The organism is Streptomyces sp. NBC_00873, assembly GCF_045207415.1.
In the GTDB taxonomy this organism is placed as follows: domain Bacteria; phylum Actinomycetota; class Actinomycetes; order Streptomycetales; family Streptomycetaceae; genus Streptomyces.
This window is the reverse complement of the sequence record NZ_CP108803.1, coordinates 1,142,172-1,158,357: the sequence shown is the minus strand read 5'-3', so window position 1 is coordinate 1,158,357 and position 16,186 is coordinate 1,142,172. Positions and strand designations below refer to the sequence as shown.

At 68.1% G+C, this 16,186-nt stretch carries 13 protein-coding genes and 3 pseudogenes; 10 read left to right on the top strand and 6 right to left on the bottom strand.

The window, feature by feature from the left end:
* Positions 1 to 242: 242 nt before the first annotated feature.
* Together OH809_RS05445 and OH809_RS05440 are read right to left on the bottom strand one after the other, a co-directional pair.
* Positions 243 to 1,127, bottom strand: coding sequence for an endonuclease/exonuclease/phosphatase family protein (locus OH809_RS05445; protein ID WP_406423476.1), 885 nt, complete (start codon positions 1,125 to 1,127; stop codon positions 243 to 245).
* Between the two features lie 13 nt (positions 1,128 to 1,140).
* Positions 1,141 to 2,952 (bottom strand): glycoside hydrolase family 3 protein, encoded by a 1,812-nt coding sequence (locus OH809_RS05440; protein WP_406514898.1) that lies wholly within the window; start codon positions 2,950 to 2,952, stop codon positions 1,141 to 1,143.
* Between the two features lie 465 nt (positions 2,953 to 3,417).
* Here OH809_RS05440 and OH809_RS05435 point away from each other — a divergent pair, with 465 nt between their 5' ends.
* Together OH809_RS05435 and OH809_RS05430 are read left to right on the top strand one after the other, a co-directional pair.
* Positions 3,418 to 3,648 (top strand): hypothetical protein, encoded by a 231-nt coding sequence (locus OH809_RS05435; protein ID WP_406425502.1) that lies wholly within the window; start codon positions 3,418 to 3,420, stop codon positions 3,646 to 3,648.
* A 1-nt stretch (position 3,649) separates the two neighbouring features.
* Positions 3,650 to 3,859, top strand: a pseudogene (locus OH809_RS05430) (IS110 family transposase); the annotation flags it as partial.
* Between the two features lie 354 nt (positions 3,860 to 4,213).
* Here OH809_RS05430 and OH809_RS05425 read toward each other — a convergent pair.
* Positions 4,214 to 4,567, bottom strand: coding sequence for a hypothetical protein (locus OH809_RS05425; protein WP_406514897.1), 354 nt, complete (start codon positions 4,565 to 4,567; stop codon positions 4,214 to 4,216).
* On the opposite strand from OH809_RS05425, the gene OH809_RS05420 reads away from it, so the two are divergent.
* Positions 4,554 to 4,943, top strand: a complete 390-nt coding sequence (locus OH809_RS05420) for an SEC-C metal-binding domain-containing protein (protein WP_406514896.1) — start codon at positions 4,554 to 4,556, stop codon at positions 4,941 to 4,943. The two genes, OH809_RS05425 and OH809_RS05420, sit on opposite strands and share 14 nt — an antisense overlap.
* Before the next feature lie 31 nt (positions 4,944 to 4,974).
* Here OH809_RS05420 and OH809_RS05415 read toward each other — a convergent pair whose 3' ends face one another.
* The 3 genes from OH809_RS05415 to OH809_RS05405 all read right to left on the bottom strand — a co-directional run bounded on the left by OH809_RS05415 (position 4,975) and on the right by OH809_RS05405 (position 6,994).
* Complete coding sequence (locus tag OH809_RS05415) at positions 4,975 to 5,481, bottom strand: hypothetical protein (protein ID WP_406514895.1); 507 nt, start codon at positions 5,479 to 5,481, stop codon at positions 4,975 to 4,977.
* 27 nt (positions 5,482 to 5,508) lie between these two features.
* Positions 5,509 to 5,955, bottom strand: coding sequence for a hypothetical protein (locus tag OH809_RS05410; protein ID WP_406423484.1), 447 nt, complete (start codon positions 5,953 to 5,955; stop codon positions 5,509 to 5,511).
* Between the two features lie 832 nt (positions 5,956 to 6,787).
* Entirely contained in the window at positions 6,788 to 6,994 is a 207-nt protein-coding gene (locus tag OH809_RS05405; protein ID WP_406514894.1) for an FCD domain-containing protein, read from the bottom strand.
* A 142-nt stretch (positions 6,995 to 7,136) separates the two neighbouring features.
* On the opposite strand from OH809_RS05405, the gene OH809_RS05400 reads away from it, so the two are divergent.
* The 7 genes and pseudogenes from OH809_RS05400 to OH809_RS05370 all read left to right on the top strand — a co-directional run bounded on the left by OH809_RS05400 (position 7,137) and on the right by OH809_RS05370 (position 16,174).
* Positions 7,137 to 8,066 (top strand): hypothetical protein, encoded by a 930-nt coding sequence (locus OH809_RS05400; protein WP_406514893.1) that lies wholly within the window; start codon positions 7,137 to 7,139, stop codon positions 8,064 to 8,066.
* A gap of 28 nt (positions 8,067 to 8,094) precedes the next feature.
* Positions 8,095 to 8,196, top strand: a pseudogene (locus OH809_RS05395) (RNA-guided endonuclease TnpB family protein); the annotation flags it as partial.
* A 603-nt stretch (positions 8,197 to 8,799) separates the two neighbouring features.
* Complete coding sequence (gene ltrA, locus OH809_RS05390; RefSeq protein WP_406514892.1) at positions 8,800 to 10,230, top strand: group II intron reverse transcriptase/maturase; 1,431 nt, start codon at positions 8,800 to 8,802, stop codon at positions 10,228 to 10,230.
* Positions 10,231 to 10,359: 129 nt separating this feature from the next.
* Positions 10,360 to 11,472 (top strand): annotated as a pseudogene (locus OH809_RS05385) (RNA-guided endonuclease InsQ/TnpB family protein); the annotation flags it as partial.
* A gap of 96 nt (positions 11,473 to 11,568) precedes the next feature.
* Positions 11,569 to 11,865 (top strand): hypothetical protein, encoded by a 297-nt coding sequence (locus OH809_RS05380; RefSeq protein ID WP_406423492.1) that lies wholly within the window; start codon positions 11,569 to 11,571, stop codon positions 11,863 to 11,865.
* Between the two features lie 98 nt (positions 11,866 to 11,963).
* Positions 11,964 to 14,783, top strand: a complete 2,820-nt coding sequence (locus OH809_RS05375; RefSeq protein ID WP_406423494.1) for a hypothetical protein — start codon at positions 11,964 to 11,966, stop codon at positions 14,781 to 14,783.
* A gap of 119 nt (positions 14,784 to 14,902) precedes the next feature.
* Positions 14,903 to 16,174, top strand: a complete 1,272-nt coding sequence (locus tag OH809_RS05370) for a sugar ABC transporter substrate-binding protein (RefSeq protein WP_266979703.1) — start codon at positions 14,903 to 14,905, stop codon at positions 16,172 to 16,174.
* Positions 16,175 to 16,186 lie beyond the last annotated feature (12 nt).

Genomic DNA, 16,186 nt, shown 5'->3' with positions numbered 1-16,186 from the left:
AACGGACCCGGCCGCATGCAGAGGCACTCGTGCTGACGCGGCGAGGCCCGGGCGCCCAGCCATGGTGCTGCCCAGGACCCCCTCTCTGGGACGTCCCACCGAGCCACCCCTGCGCGCGCTCGTCGGGCCGGGGCCGTGTGCACGTGGCGTGCTCCGTGCGTTCACGTCGCGATCGGAGAGCTGTTGCGGCACCGGGTTGCCCCACGGCCGGGCGAGGGTTGCCCCACCCGGCCGGGCGCGGTTCAGGCGCCGCGCTGGTGGAGCTCCAGGTCAGCGACCACGGGGCGGTGGTCCGAAGCGTCCGTCGCGACGTCCTGCGCACCGATCACGGTGATGTCGGGGGAGGCGGTCACAAAGTCGATGCGCTTGAACGGATTGACAGCCGGGTACGTCTTGCCGCCGTTCGGGGCGGCGTCCTGCAGCTCCTGCCACAGCGGCGCCAGCTCGGGGGCATTCGCCTCGGCGTTGAAGTCACCGACCAGGATCTTCGGACCGGAATCCTCGCCAAGCACATTGAGCATGTCCGTGACCTGCGCGCTGCGGACCGACGGGTTGGCCCGGTAGTCCAGGTGCGTGGAGTAGACGTGCACGTGCGAGCCGTTGACGTTGACCGTCACCTCGGCGAAGCCGGGCGCCGGGGCGGGCACCGGGTTGGGTGTCTGGGTGGAGAGCCGGGTGATGTCGTGGTTCTCGGCCTCGAGCACCGGGTAGCGACTCAGCACGGCGACGCCGTACTGCCGCCGGTCCCCGCCCTCGGTGGCGGGTTCATTGTCATAAATCGGAGCGAAGAATACCTTCATGTCCAGCTTGTCGGCCAGCTCCTGGGCCTCGTCAACGAAGTTGCTACGGGAGCTCCAGTGCACATCGACCTCCTGGAGGCCGATCACGTCGGCGTTCAGATCGCGGATCGCCGCCGCAGTGCGGTCCAGGTCGAAGACGTTGTCCTCGCCGGCCCCGGCGTGAATGTTGTAGGTCGCGACCCGCAGCGGCACCGCCGGGGCCGCCGCCCCGGGGACGTCGGTGGTCGCTGCGCTCGCCGGTGCCGCACCGGCGAGCACGGCGGTGACGACGAGCACGGCAGCGGCGGCGCGGCTGCCGCGGGCGGGACGTCGGGAAGTGAGCTTCATGAATTTCTCCGGATCAGATGGTGAGGCCGGCACCGAACGGGAACAGGGCCGTTCCCGGGTTGGCCGGATCAGGGATGGTCACGGGAAGGCGTCCGGCCGGCTTGATCGCTCCGGTCAGCACCCCGGCGAGGGAGCGCATCGCCACCTCGTTGAACGCATACGTGGTGAGGTAGGTGGGCGCCTCGGGGAAGCGCATCACGTCGTACGGATCGCGCACGGCCACCGTGACGACCCGCGCGCCGGACGCCAGCAGCGCCTGGACCAGCTGCTGCTGACCGGAATCGCTGGACGCGCGGTTGGTGAGCACCACCGTGGTGTCATGCGACAGCGCGGCCGCAACGGCGGCGTCGATGCGTGCGCGGGACGGCTTCGCCCCCGTGCTCAGGACGTCCACCGTCAGGCCCCGGTCGGTGAGCGCCCGGCCCAGCGCCGCGGTGGTTATCGGCGTCGCCGGGTCGTCCCATCCGGTGACCAGCACCCGGCCCGTCGGCCCCAGCGGGAGTGCGCCCGGCTTGTCACGCAGCAGCGTCGTCGTGCGGTCGGTGATCCGCTGGGCGACGGCGAGGTGGTCCGGGGTACCGACCGTGCCTGCGATGTCCGCAGTGTTGACGAAGGGTGAGCTGACGATTCCGCGGCGCCACTTCAGCCGCAGTATTCGGGTCACCGACTCATCGATGCGGCGCTCGGTGAGCTCACCGTTGCGGACCGCAGCCAGAACCGCGTCATAGGCGATGCGCATCACCGGCGGGTTGACGAGCACGTCGACGCCCGCCTTGAGCGCGAGCACCGGCACCCGCTCGTCGCCGTACTTCTGCCGCACGCCGGCCATGCCGAGCGAGTCGGTCACCACGACGCCGTCGTAACCGAGCTCCTTGCGCAGCAGCCCGGTGAGGATCGGGTAGGACAGGGTGGCGGGATCGCCGGACGGGTCGAGCGCCGGCACGACGATGTGGGCGGTCATCACCGAATCGGCGCCCGCGGCAATGGCGGCCCGGAACGGGGGCAGGTCGATCTGGTCCAGCTCCGCACGGGAGTGGCTGATGACCGGGAGTCCGCTGTGGCTGTCGACCGATGTGTCGCCGTGGCCGGGGAAGTGCTTGAGGGTCGCGGCCACACCGGCGTCCTGGTAGGCGCGCACCTGCGCGACCACCATCTCGGCGGCCATCTCGGGAGATTCGCCGAAGGACCGCACCCCGATCACCGGGTTGGCCGGGTTGACATTGACGTCGGCCACCGGCGCCAGGTTCTGGTTGACACCGACGGACCGCAGCTCCTGCCCGGTGATGCCGGCAGCGGTGCCCGCGTCGGCGACACTGCGCCCGGCGGCGAGGGCCATGTTGCCCGGGAACTGGGTGGCCGGCGGACCCAGCCGCACCACCGCCCCCTGCTCCTGGTCGATGCTCAGCAGCAGCGGCACTCCTGACGGCTGGTCGAGAGCCACCCGCTGGATGCCATTGGACAGCCCGGCGACCTGCTCGGGCGCGCGGGTGTTGCCGGCATAGGCGAAGTACACAAAGCCGCCGAGGTGGTAGCAGGCTATGGCCTGTGCCGCGTTGTCCACCCCGAGGAAGGACTGGTTGCTGCGGACCGCGTCCGGGTCGGTGGTGTCCGCGGTCTCGCCGTACACGCGGGTGGTGAACAGCTGGCCGACCTTCTCTTCCAGCGTCATCCGGTTCAGGGTGCTCTCCACCCAGCCGGTCTCGGCGGGCGGCGGAGGGACGGCGGCCAGAGCGCCGCGCGCGGACAGCATGGAGAGGGCGGGAATAGCGGCGACACCGGCCGCCAGAAGTGATCGACGGGAAGTGGGATATCTGGACAAGGGCATGCTCAGTTCCTTTCGTCGCGAGACGGTCGCCATTGCGGCGCTGGGGAGCTCGCGACGGATATGGAGCGTAAGCAGGTCCGGTGAATAATGCGCTCTTGCCTGATGACGGCAGGCGGACAACTCGGTGCCGCCGCAGGCGCGGTGCGCCGAGCTTGCCCCGTACTGAGACGGTTCATCTCCACTCGACCAAGACCGCCTTCGCACACTGGTGGGCCGTTATGGCTGCGACCGTGGTCGGCCCTTTGTAGAGGGGATGAGCTGCACCGAGTTTCGGAGAGTGTGGCATGCCCCGGAGCAGGTGCCCTCGACGCCGAAGCCGAGGACTGAGCGAACTGGGCGATCCAGACGTCGAGTTGTTTGCATCCCGCCTCGGTCGGTGGAGAGGATATCCGTACCGGGTTGCGCCTGAACAGAACAGCCTTACGACCGGCAGGGGTGGGGCACGTAAGCGGGAGAGGGATCACCATGGAGCCGGGGCTGTACGGGTACGGGCTGGCGGCAGCGCTCCAGGCCGGGTGCGCGGGGCTGACAGCAGCCAGGCGAGGATCCGGGGCCGTCTTCCTCGGCCTGGACGCCGGCAAGGGCGAACACCACGGGCGGGGCCTGACCCCGGCACTGGTGATCGTCGACCAGCCCGCCAACATCGGCGCTCTGCCCCTGGCCGTCGCCCGCGACGCCGGCTGCCTGGTCGCCTAGCCGGCTGCAGCGGGTGTTCTTCCGGTCCGCACTCATCAGCATCCGGTGCGACCCCAACTCCCGGACGTTCTACGACAGGAAGAGAGCCGAAGGGAAACGGCATGTCCAAGCCGTCCTAGCCCTCGCCCGCCGACGCGTGAACGTGCTGTGGGCGCTGATCCGTGACCGGCGATGCTACGAGGTCACCGCCCCTTCCGCCGCAGTGGCTTGACCTTGCGGCGGGATAGCCAGCCGCAAGGCTTCTGCCCGGCCCGGGCGTCGGTAGGGTTTGCCTATGAACGACGTGTCCACGGCAGATACAAAGACCGTATCCACCCCGTATGCGGCCTTCCTCCAGGGGTTGGGCCGTAAACCATCGGCAGACGAGTGCCGGCGGTGGGCCGCCGAGCACGTCGGCACCGCGGAAGAGCCACGTGCCCTGTCGGACGCCGGCTGGCATACCGCCCGTGAGGGCCGGCCCGAGGCAGCCCTCACACTCTTCCGCCGAGTGGTGGAATTCGGGGGCGAGTTCGCCAGGGACGCCCAGGTCGGCATTGTGGACCAGCTGTATGCGTTGGACCGTGAGTCAGAGGCCGACCAGGCCCAGCACGCGCTGCGAGCCGAACTCGACACCCAGCCCGCCGCCTTCGCAGACCTGAGGGTCTTCGACGACATGGTCGAGGTGCTGTGCGAGCACGAGCAGCACGAGCTGGCACTCACGTGGTGCCAGGCGGGCCTGGACCGTATCGCCGAGACCAACGACACCCCGGACGGGGAAACGGACAAGTACCGGCACGGACTGCTCATCGACCGCGGCTTCCTCCGTGGCGAGCTGGGCATCCCGCTGGACGAGGACGACCTGGCCGCCGAGGCCGAAGCCAACGCCGCCCTCACGTCGTTCCGCGCCCTGGTGCACGACAAGTCGGATGACCCCTTCCACGGCCGGGACGGGGAGGCGTACGACGGGATCGTCCTGCGCTGGGCCCGCGAGGACTTCACAGCGGTACGGGAACGCTGGCCCGAATCGACCGTGCACTACGGCGACGAGTACGCTACCTACACCGCACGGATCCAGCGCGAGGCCCGCGGCTACGACGAGTCCGGCGCTGCCCACGTGCACATGGTCACCGCCACCCTGGCCGACTTCGAGGCATACGCCCAGCGCACAGGCCAAGACCCGGCAGCACTACGGAGAATGGCACCACACGATCCACCCGGACCAGACGCTGACCTGGCCACCCGCCCGCAACGGGCCGTGCTGGTGCGAATCGGGCCGCAAGTACAAGAAATGTTGTGGCACCCCCGCCAAGAACTGATCACCCCGAACGCCAGAATCGCTTGACAACTCTATTGGGAAGCCAGGACCTGTCGGGCGTGGGCCTCGTTCATGATGAGGACATGGTCGAGTGCCTCACGCCGGATACTGCCGATCACCCGCTCGCAGTGGGCGTTCATCCGAGGAGCTCGCGGCGCACTCTTGAGGATCTCCGTCTCCTCGGCCTGGAAGACGGCGTCGAAGGACTGGCCGTATTTGCCGTCGCGGTCACAGAGCAGGAAGCGGAGGGAATCCATGCGCGTGCCCAGGTCGGCGGCGAGATTCCGGGCCTGTTGCACCGCCCATTCTCGGGTGGAGTGGGCGGTGAGTCGGGGACGGCGTATCAGGCTGGACAGTGCCCCGAGCCAGAATCGGTCCGCGGGCTCGTAGCGGACCGGGCCGACGAACTGACGGCGTAGCACCGCATTCTCATGCCGGAGCACGAGCAACTCGGCGTTCATGGCGGTGTCGCGGCGCAGCAGCACCCCGGGTACGGACAACAGCCTGCGGGCAATCTTGTACACCAGAGAGACGATCACGCGGACATGGTCCCAGCCGAGATCGTCTTACCCTGCCAGCTGCAGCGATGACTTTCTGAGCCCGACAGGGTTCTCCGCGGCCATCCGCAGCACCAGATCCCGCACGTTCGGCCGGGTCGGCGTACGGCCAGGACTTCGGCGCTGATACGTCCAGCGGCGCTTGACCAGGTCGGCGTGCCAACGCAGCAGCGTGCCCGGGGTGATGAACAGATGCCCGAGCAGTGCCTTGGGCAGTAGCCGAGCCAGTCCTGCGATCACCGCCCGGTCCGCCCACGAGAGGTGTGGCCGGGCGACCTGGCGCCTCAGGACGTCGAGTTGGTGTCGCAACACCAGGAGATCCGCGTTCTTCGAAGCCTCAGATCGTGCCCGGCGTCGGTCGTATTCGGCCTTGACCTGTGGGGAGGGCAGTGCCCCGAAGATCCATACGTAGCCTGCGGCGGCCAGCCGCTGGTTCTTCACCCGCCGGTGGCGCACGAGGTGGCTCTTGCCGCTGGCGATGGTGACCGGCGCCGAGCCGGCATACGCCTTCAGGGCGCGGGCGTCGGCGAAGCGGGTGGGCAGCCTCCCACGCGGTGATCGCCGGCTCGCTCAACGCCCGCCGCTCGTCGCCGCACCAGGGCCTCGCGAACGCCCGCCCCCTCCAGCCGCTGCCGGCCCCTATCGAGGATCCGGAGCAAATCGCGCGCCTCGATATACGACGACGCACGCGACTCGGCGGCACCCTCCACGAGTACGCACATGCGTCCTGACCAACATGGATGAGGTATTCGGCAAGCGCAGTCAGCTCCTCACGCTCGCCGCCGGTCAGGCCGTCGCGCTCGCCGGCGTCGACCTCGGCCTGCCTGATCCAGTCCCGCACCGCGGTCTCGGTCAGGTCGTAGTCCTTGGCCAACTGGCCCGACCCGTCCGGCCTTTGTCAGGCAAACGACCCCGACATCACGCACGTTGCCGCTCTGCCTTGAGGCGTCATACGCCCGGGCCTCTTGGGGCATCCGTGTAGCGTCCACGAGGCCGCCACCACCATGAGCACCAAGACCGCACACGCTGTCTAAAGCGAGGTGTTGCCCGCCCGGCAGCCACGAAGTGTCGCATTCCCGGCACTCGAACGCACCCAGGAACTACCGATCCTTCGGAACGTCCTCAACAAGGGATTAGGGCCTCTCGGTAGCTCGGGGATGCGACTCGAACCGAGCAACGCCGGGAGGCCCTGCTGCCGTTGTTGTACGCGCCCGCGCCCGTTGATTTCAACTCGACTGCCGTGTCATGCGATTGTCTCGCGCACGTGTACGGGAACGCGGCGCGGATCTCAGTCCTCGTGCAGGACAGCGGCCAGCCGGTCGCGGGAGCGGCGTATGTGGCTGCGCATCGCCGATTCGGCCAGCTCGGCGTCCTTCTCGTGCAGTGCCTCGAGAATCCGCGCATGCTCCTGGCAGGTTTCGGCCGCCAGCCCTTCACGGAAGTGCAGCCGGTACAGGTGGGCATGGGCGCGCAGCCGGTCGAGTGTCCCGCGCATCAGGGTGCTGCCGCATGCGCGGGCGATCCGGCGACACCTGGTAGGTGTGCCAGGAGGTCGTGTACATGGCGTTCCCCGGAGAGCCCCAGCCGCCGTTGGGCAGGTACTCGTAGTCCAGTTCGCTGTAGTTCGGGTCCATGGGGTGGGCGAGCGGGGAGAGGGTGAAGAAGGCCTGCACCACCTTGTCGCCGTCCGGGCCGTCCCGGAGGGGCTCGTCGCTGAAGCGGACCCGTGCGGCGTAGGTGCCGGAGAAGAACTTCCGCTGCTGGCTCAGCTGCGCCTGCGGATGGCCGACTACCTGCTGCGCACCGCGGACGACCCGGACGTCCTCAACACTCCCGGCCAAGGGACGGCCCTGCGGACCAAGTACCAGGCTGCCGCGGCCGATGTCGCCGCGGCGCGAGCGAAGACCGTCGGGACCAGCGCCGCCGCGATCGTCCTCAACCGGCTCGCCTGGGGCTGCGAACTCGCCCTGGCCGACATCGATATCACCCGGTACGCCCAGGCCAACGACCAGGCAGGCAAGCAGCAGGTGATAGCCCGCTACCGCCAGCTGACCCAGCGACACCGCTTCAACGGCATCCAGCTCGAGTCGCTTTACACCACCCCGCGCTACGGCGAACAGGTCACCCGGGCGCAGATTGCCAAGCAGTACCGCTCCCCGGCGTGGGGTTATCTGCCGCAGATCCGGTTCACCGTGCGCCAGGGGGCCTCCGTCGATGTGACGATCACGGCGCAGGACGTCGACTTCCAGGGGCACGACGTGGAGTGGACACTCATCACGCCCCAGGGACTCACCGCCGAGCGTACCCAGGGCCGTCTGCGAGCCTCGGGCCCGCTCGAGGCTGCGGAAACGGTCCGCCTGAGCGCCGGGACCGACGTCGCACCCGGGAACTACGCCGTCACTGTCGTTTTTGACGCCGATGGCGGTGAACTGACGTCGGCTCAGTGCTCCATCCCTGATCTTCGCAGGGAATCCCGGCCTTCTGGCCGGGCGGGAATGCGATCCCTGGCCCGGAGGCGCGGAGCTCCGGAGTGCCCTGCGCGTTGTCAGTGGCGCCAGCTATGTTGACCGGACTGACCGAAGGGGGGTGGGCTGGATGATTTGTGCGTACAAGTTCCTGATGCGGCCCACCGCTCGGCAGGCGGTCGCCCTGGGCGAGATGCTGCGGGATCACTGCTCCCTGTACAACGGGGCGTTGGTGCGCCACGAGGCGCCACTTTTCCGTGCAGGGGTGGAAGACCTCTGCCGTTCGCCTGTCGCAGCAGGTGGCTGAAGCTGGGGGCAGTCCGACCGCGGAGACGCGCGGAAGGATGGCAAGCGGCCCCGACAAAGCCGGGACGTGCTGGTACTGCCAGACAGCGCGGGTCCGGCAAGCGAGATGAGAAGCCGTACGAGAGGAACCAGTGTCTGAAGCCCCGTAATCGTTGTGCCGGCTCCAATCTGGTGGATATGGGCCGGGTGCAGTGCACGTCACCGCGATGCGCGGTGACGACTCCGAAGCCGGTTCAACGCGCCGGTGGGGAGGCCACGTTGAAAGCCTGCGGCGTAGGCGTGGCGATGCTGCCGGGGTAGAGCTGGGCGGCTCACTTGTCGAACGGATGGTGGTGAACGTGGGAAGCGCTCTGGTGCCGCCCTTAACCCCAGGCATCCAGCCTGGTGGAGGGCAGGCCCGTCGTCGGTTGACGGCATCAGGGCGTGGCGGAGTCCTCGTAGTAGTCCGAGCGCGCGAGAGGCGCGTACATGGCGAAGGGGGACAGCAAGTCGGCAGCGGAAGGACCGGAAAGCCAGGAGGGTGTCGTCGGTGAATACCGACGAGCTGGAGTACGTCTTGATGAAGGCGGAACGCCGGGTACTGGAGATCCAGACGAAGCTGCACCGTTGGGCTCGCGATGATCCTCATCGCAGGTTCGATGACCTGTTCAACCTCGTGACTGACCCCGCGTTCCTTGTGGTGGCGTGGGCTCGGGTGCGGGGCAACAAGGGAGCCCGCACGGCTGGAGTGGACGGCGAGACCGCCTACTACGTTGAAGCCGTACGGGGCGTCGAGGTCTTCCTCGACGGGCTGCGAACCTCCTTGAAGGACCGCAGCTTCTGCCCGGTGCCGGTGCGTGAGCGGATGATTCCTAAGTCGAACGGCAAGATGCGTCGCCTGGGGATCGCGACGGTCACGGACCGGGTGGTGCAGGCATCCCTGAAGCTGGTGCTGGAGCCGATTTTCGAGACGGATTTCCTCCCGTGTTCCTACGGGTTCCGTCCCAATCGCCGGGTCCATGACGCCGTGGCCGAGGTGCGCTACCTCACCTCCCGCTCCTACGAGTGGGTGGTAGAGGGCGACATCAAAGCCTGCTTCGATGAGATCTCGCACTCCGCTCTCATGGAGCGGGTGCGCGATCGCATTCGAGACAAGCGCGTCCTGACCCTGGTGAAGGCGTTCCTGAAGTCGGGCGTCCTCGATGAGGACCGCCAGCTGAGGAAGACCAGTGCTGGGACCCCGCAGGGGTCGATCTTGTCCCCGCTGCTCAGCAACGTGGCGCTCTCCGTCCTGGACGAGCACATCGCCAGGGCGTCGGGCGGACACAACGCCTGCCGCAACGACAGGGTTAAGCGCCGCCGTCGGGGACTGCCCAACTGCCGGCTGGTCCGCTACGCCGACGACTGGTGCTTGATGGTTTCGGGCTCCCGGGCCGATGCCGAAGCCCTGAGGGACGAGATCGCGGACGTCCTCTCCACGATGGGCCTGCGCCTGTCCGAGGAGAAGACGCTGATCACCCACATCGAGGACGGCCTCGACTTCCTTGGGTGGCACGTCCAGCGCCACCTCAAGCGAGGCACGAACCGGCACTACGTCTACACCTACCCCTCGCGCAAGGCCTTGAAGGCCGCGATGGCGAAGGTCAAGGAACAGTGCCGAAAGACAGGCATGAACCCTGCGCTCGACGCCCTGCTCATCCCGCTCAACTGGATGCTGCGGGGCTGGTGCGCCTTCTTCCGGCCGGGGGTATCGAGCACAGCGTTCCACTACCTGTCCCACTATGCGTGGATGCGGGTGGTCAGGTGGCTGCGCAAGAAGCACCCCCGGACACCCTGGAAGGAACTGCGACGCCGCTACGGCGGCGGTCGATGGTGGCCAGCAGGCGAGACCACGGAGCTGTTCAACCCTGCGGGAGTGCACACGACGCGCTACCGCTATCGGGGGGCGGCCATCCCCTCGCCCTGGCCACTGACCGGATGAGGAATCACAGGGAACACAAGGGGACTTGTGGAGCGCCCGTTGCGTTGAGAGGCGCACGGCGGGTGCGGGAAGCGGTCCGGAGAAACGGGCCGGTCGAAAGACCGGAACCGCGCTCCGGGCCGACTTCACCAGGAACGAAGGGATGCCTACCGGCATGTCTCGAGGACCACGGTCCGGTACGGGATGCAGTCGGCGCAGCTGAAGGGCATCCGGGCGTTCGATGCGGAGCGTCAGGGGCGTTGGTCGTTCTCCTCTCAGCAGGCGACGCTTCGCCGTCTGGACAAGGCGTTCGCCGCGTTCTTCCGCCGGATCAAGACTGGGCAGGCTCCGGGCTGTCCGCGCTTTCGTGGAGTGGGCCGTTTCGACACGGTGGACTTCCCGAAGGACGGTGACGGGGTCCGGTGGGACTCCACCCCGCACGACCCCGTGACCCGCGTCCGCTTCCAGGGGGTCGGGCATGTCAAGGTCAACCAGCACCGGCCCGTGGTGGGCAGGGTCAAGACCGTGTCGGTCAAGCGTGAGGGCCGCACGTGGTTCGTTGTGCTGACCGCCGAACAGGACCAGCCCGAACCGCTCCCGGCAACGGGCAGCATGGTCGGTATCGACCTGGGCATAGCTTCGTTTCTCACCGATTCGAGCGGTGTGCACATCTCCAACCCACGCCATGCCCGCAAGGCCGCTGCGAAGCTTCAGGCTGCGCAGCAGGCCCTGTCCCGGTTCCCGCGACGCAAGGCGAGGAACCGTACCCGCAACCACCAGCGGGCCGTGGACAAGGTCGCTGCCCTGCACCGCAAGGTGCGGCGTCAGCGCTTGGACCACGCGCACAAGACCGCCCTCGCTCTGGTCCGCGCGCACGACTTCATCGCGCACGAAGATCTCCAGATCCGCAACATGAGCAAGGCGCCCGCAGCGAGACCGGACCCCGACCGGCCGGGCGTCTTCCTGCCCAACGGGGCCGCGGTCAAGGCCGGGCTGAACCGTTCGATCAACGATGCCGGTTGGGGGGTGTTCCTGACGATCCTGCACGCCAAGGCTGAAAGCGCCGGACGGGAAGTGATCGCCGTGGACCCCCGCAACACCTCCCGGCGGTGCCCTGAATGCGGGCACACCGCGAAGGAGAACCGGCCCACACAGGAGAAGTTCCACTGCCAGGCCTGCGGCCACACCGCGCACGCCGACACAGTCGGAGCACTCAACGTCCTACGGGCCGGGCTGGTCCGTCGCCACGCCAACCAGGCATAGCGAGAAGCCCCGCCCCTTCAGGGCGGGGAGGAGTCACCACTGTGTTCCGGTAGAAACCTGCCGGTCAGCCCCGACCCGGCGACCTACTGGATCACTATGGACACCGAGCACCCGGCGTGGTTCCCTCTGTTCACAAAGACCAGCACCGCGTGGACGTCCAAGTCCGCCCGTCCGGAGAACGGTAAGGAGAACCTGGCGCTGCTCTGGCCGAGGCACGGCTTCGACCTGCACGCCGAGAACACCACCAAGGGCGGCACCACCGGCCACTTCGACCTGGCCTTCGCGACCCAGTCCGGTGCCCCTGCGGACACCGACAAGGCCGAGGCGGAGGCGTCCACCGAGGACGGTGCCACCTGGCGCCCCGCGACGGTGAAGACCGCCAGCGCGCGGTAGCCCATTGTCCGATCGACATGCCTCCGCAATCCTCGCCCGGTCGGCGATGGCTGCCTTGCCGGGCCGCCGGTCGACAGCGAACGCAGAAAGGAATTCACGTGACGCGCAGACGTCGCCAGTTGCTCGCCGCACTCGTGGCCGGGATACTCGCTATCTTGGCCTGTGTAGTGGCAACTTATCCGTCAGGAACCGCAGCACAGGTCGCGCTGGGCCAGGATCTGGACAAGCTGCACCGAGCCGACCCTGGTGACCCGCTCGAGGAAGGCTCGGAATCCGGCGAGGAAGGCGAGGGAGGCGAGGAAAACCCGGGATCCGCCGCGCAAGCCGCATTCCGCCAGCGCGCCTACCCCGGTGACACCATCACCGTGGCGCAGATGAACGGCGCGCGCGCCGCCTACCGCACGGCCAAGGGCCGCCCGTTGCCGACGGGCAAGGGACAGAAGGGCACCTGGGTCACGGTGGGGCCCAAGGAGGCGGTCTACCCGTACGCCCCGTACCGCGACTCGTCCAGCTATCTGCCCAACGAGTACGTCGCGGGTGGCCGTACCACCGCAGTAGCGATCAGCCCCACCTGCGTACCGGGTCGCTGCAAGATGTGGATCACGGCCGCAGGTGGTGGCATCTGGCGGACCGACAACGCGCTCGCCGACGAACTGCACTGGCGGTACCTCGGCGGGCCGCTGGGCATCAACGCCGCCGGTACGGTGACCATCGACCGCAACGACGCCACCGGCAACACAATCTACGTCGGCACTGGCGAGGCCAACGGCTGCTCCTCCGGTTGCGTGGCCGGCGTGGGCATCTACAGGTCCACCGACGCCGGCGAAACCTGGACCGGGCCACTGGGCCAGGCGGAACTCGGTGGCAAGGGCATCGGCCAGATCGCGGTCAAGCGGGGTGACCCCCGGACGATTTACGTCGGTACCTCCACCGCGATCCGCGGTATGTCGAGCACCTGCTGCTCCGGGATCACCCGTCCGGTGCCCGACTCGGCCAAGTGGGGCCTCTACAAGTCCACCGACGGTGGAGCCACCTGGGCCTTCGTCCACAACGGGTCGGCCGACGCCGCGGCCTGCACCGGCAGCCAAGCCGAGTACACCAACCAGACCGCCTGTTCGCCGGGGGGTGTCCAGGGCGTCGAACTGGACCCCAGCGACCCGGAGATCGTGTACGCGGCCTCGTGGGCGCGGGGCATCTGGCGGTCGCCGGACGGCGGCACCACCTGGAAGCAGATCAAGCCGTCGCTCAATGCGGCGAACGCCTATACCCGGCCCGCCTTCGACGTGACCCGGCTGCCGAACGGCAAGACCCGGATGTACGTCTACGAGGGCAACATGAGCCAGCCGGCCTCCCGGCTGTTCCGCACTGATGACGCGGCCACCGACACCCCGGCCTTCACCGATCTGACCAGCTCCGACGTCACCAACCCCGGGTTCGCCTGGCTCGGCCTCTGCGGTCAGCTGTGCTGGTACGACATCTTCGTCCACACCCCGGAGGGGCACCCGGACATGGTCTACGTCGGCGGTTCCTACGCCTACGGCGACAGGATCGCCAACAAGCGGGGATTGGTGCTCTCCACCGACGCCGGGGTGAGCGGCACCGACATGACGTTCGACGGCACCGACCAGCTGCATCCGAACGGCCTGCACCCGGACCAGCAGGCCCTGGCGACGAACCCCAACAACCCGTTCCAGTTCTTCGAGGCCAGCGACGGCGGCATGATGCGGTCCAGCGGCACGTTCGTCGACCGCTCGGCGTGGTGCGACGACCCTCGCCGGAACCTGGACGAGAAATCGAAATCCCGCTGCAGGCAGATGCTCTCCCGCATCCCGGCCGAGCTGCGCAGCATCAACAAGGGTCTGTCCACATTGCAGTTCATCAGCCTGTCGGTCAGCCCGCACAACAGCAACGTGCTACAGGGCGGGACGCAGGACAACGGCACCTGGCAGACCGACGGCAGCCCGAACCTGTGGCGGAACACCGCGATCGGCGACGGCGGCCAGTCGGGCTTCGACGTCGGCCGGCCGGAGTTCCGCTTCCACACCTTCAACAGCGCGTCTGTGGAGGTGAACTTCAACAACGGGAACAACTCCGACTGGATCTGGACCGGCGACCCGATCAACGGGAAGGGCTGGAGCGAGTTCTACCCGCCGGTCATCAGCGACCCGAAGGTCAGCGGCACGATGTTCGCCGGCGCGGGACGTTCGGTCTACCGGACCAAGACGTTCGGGCTCGGTGACCGGACGCTCGAGGAGGCCAATCGGCTCTGCAACTCCAGGACCCGCGACCGCACCGTGGTATGCGGCGACTGGGTCGAACTCGGGTCCGAACCGCTCAACTCCACTTCCTGGGGCGACCGGTCCGGGCACGGGGTGGTGGCCGTCGAGCGCACCACCGTCGACACCGCCACCGCCTGGGCGGCGACGGCCACCGGCCGTCTGTTCATCTCCCACAACGTCGACGCGGAGTCGGCGACCTCGGTCTCCTGGACCCGGATCGACGACGACGCGGTGACCCCGAACCGGTTCATCAGCAGCATCCACGTCGACCCCGCTGACGGAAACCACGCCTGGATCTCCTACAGCGGCTTCGACTCGGTCACGCCGACCACCCCTGGGCACGTGTTCGAGGTCCGGTTCGACCCGGCGACCGGCAAGGCCAGCTGGACGGACCGCTCGTACGACTTCGGTGACCTGCCGGCCAATGACCTGGTGCGCGACGACGCCAACGGTGACCTCTACGCGGCAACCGACTTCGGCGTGCTGCGGCTCGCGGCCGGGACCACGACGTGGACCAAGAGTGCCCCCGGGATACCCAACGTCGAGGTGGCGGGCCTGACCGTCGTGCCGGGCAAGCGGATCCTCTACGCCGCGACCCACGGGCTCGGAGCCTGGAGGCTCAATCTCGGCTCCGAATGACACCGAGGAAATACCACGCGAGGGGCCGCACCCGCGGCCCCTCGCCCTGCCCCATCACCTCCTGGAGGTGGCAAGGCTTAGCTGATGTGCAGCTGCGTACAGAGAAAAAAGTGAGAAAGATGATCAAGCGTCGAATGGCCCTCGCGGCAGGTGTCGCTGCCCTTCTGGTCGGCTGCGGAACCACTTCCACGCCCGCCACCGGCGGCGACACGACCATCCGTGTCCAGGTCTCGGGCGAGCCGGAGGAGACTGCCGGATACAGCGCGATAGCGAAATCCTACGAGCTGAGCCATCCCGGGACGAAGGTGCAACTCGTGCCCGTCGCGAATAAGTCCGATCACCTCACCCGCCTGTCGACGGCGTTCGCCGGCGGCGAGCCGCCGGATGTCTTCCTGATCAACTACCGGGAGTACGCCCAGTTCGCGGCCCGCGGCGCCATCGAACCGATCGGCCCCCGCCTGGCCGGCGTCGGCGTGGACACAGCGGACTACTACCAGCAGCCGATCAGCGCGTTCACGTACGACGGGCAGGTGCAGTGCATGCCCCAGAACCTCTCATCGCTGGTCGTCTACTACAACCGCACGCTGTTCGCCGAGGCGGGTGTGCAAGCCCCGAAGCCGGGGTGGACCTTCGAGCAGTTCAAGGAAGCGGCCACCCGCCTCACCGGCGACGGCGTCCACGGCCTGGGAATGGATCCCTCCATCGTTCGCCTTGCTCCGTTCGTCTGGAGCAACGGCGGCGACATCGTCGACGACCCCCAGCACCCGACGCGACTCACGCTCAACACGCCTGCTGCTCGGCAGGCCCTGGAGTCGCTGGTGCAGCTTGTGCGGAACGATGGTGCAGGACCGGACAGAACCGAGCTCGCGGGTCAGGACCTGCAGGCCCGGTTCGCCTCCGGCAAGCTCGCGATGTTCCTCGATTCCCGTAAGGAAACCCCGGCCCTGCGCGAAGTACAGGGTCTCGACTGGGACGTTGCCGCCCTGCCGGTGACCCGCAAGCCAGCCGGCGTCCTGCACTCGGACGCCTACTGCATCGCCCGCAAGTCGAAGCACCACAGTGAAGCCGCCCGCTTCATCGCCTTCGCCACCGGGAAGGACGGCCAGCGGATCACCTCGCTGAGCGGACGTGTGGTGCCGTCCCTGCGCGAGGTCGCCAACTCGTCGGCCTTCCTCGCCCCTGTCAAGAAGCCGGCCAACTCCCAGGCGTTCCTCGACGTCCTTCCGTATCTCAAGAGCCTCCCGGTCCTGGCGACCTGGCCGGAGATCGAGGACATAGCCGACGAGGAACTGGCCCGCGCCTTCCACGACGGCGCACCCCTGGATGACGTGATCAAGCGGATCGACGAGCGCACCCGGCCGTTGTTCACCTCCGGTGACGGCACCCGGTGAGAAGGCTTCGGG

Coding starts and splice junctions, on each gene's coding strand:
- OH809_RS05380 (WP_406423492.1), top strand. CDS start 11,569: ATGGACACCGAGCACCCGGCGTGGTTCCCTCTGTTCACAAAGACCAGC.
- OH809_RS05370 (WP_266979703.1), top strand. CDS start 14,903: ATGATCAAGCGTCGAATGGCCCTCGCGGCAGGTGTCGCTGCCCTTCTG.
- OH809_RS05440 (WP_406514898.1), bottom strand. CDS start 2,952: ATGCCCTTGTCCAGATATCCCACTTCCCGTCGATCACTTCTGGCGGCC.
- OH809_RS05420 (WP_406514896.1), top strand. CDS start 4,554: ATGACCCCTTCCACGGCCGGGACGGGGAGGCGTACGACGGGATCGTCC.
- OH809_RS05405 (WP_406514894.1), bottom strand. CDS start 6,994: ATGCGCGGGACACTCGACCGGCTGCGCGCCCATGCCCACCTGTACCGG.
- OH809_RS05435 (WP_406425502.1), top strand. CDS start 3,418: ATGGAGCCGGGGCTGTACGGGTACGGGCTGGCGGCAGCGCTCCAGGCC.
- OH809_RS05445 (WP_406423476.1), bottom strand. CDS start 1,127: ATGAAGCTCACTTCCCGACGTCCCGCCCGCGGCAGCCGCGCCGCCGCT.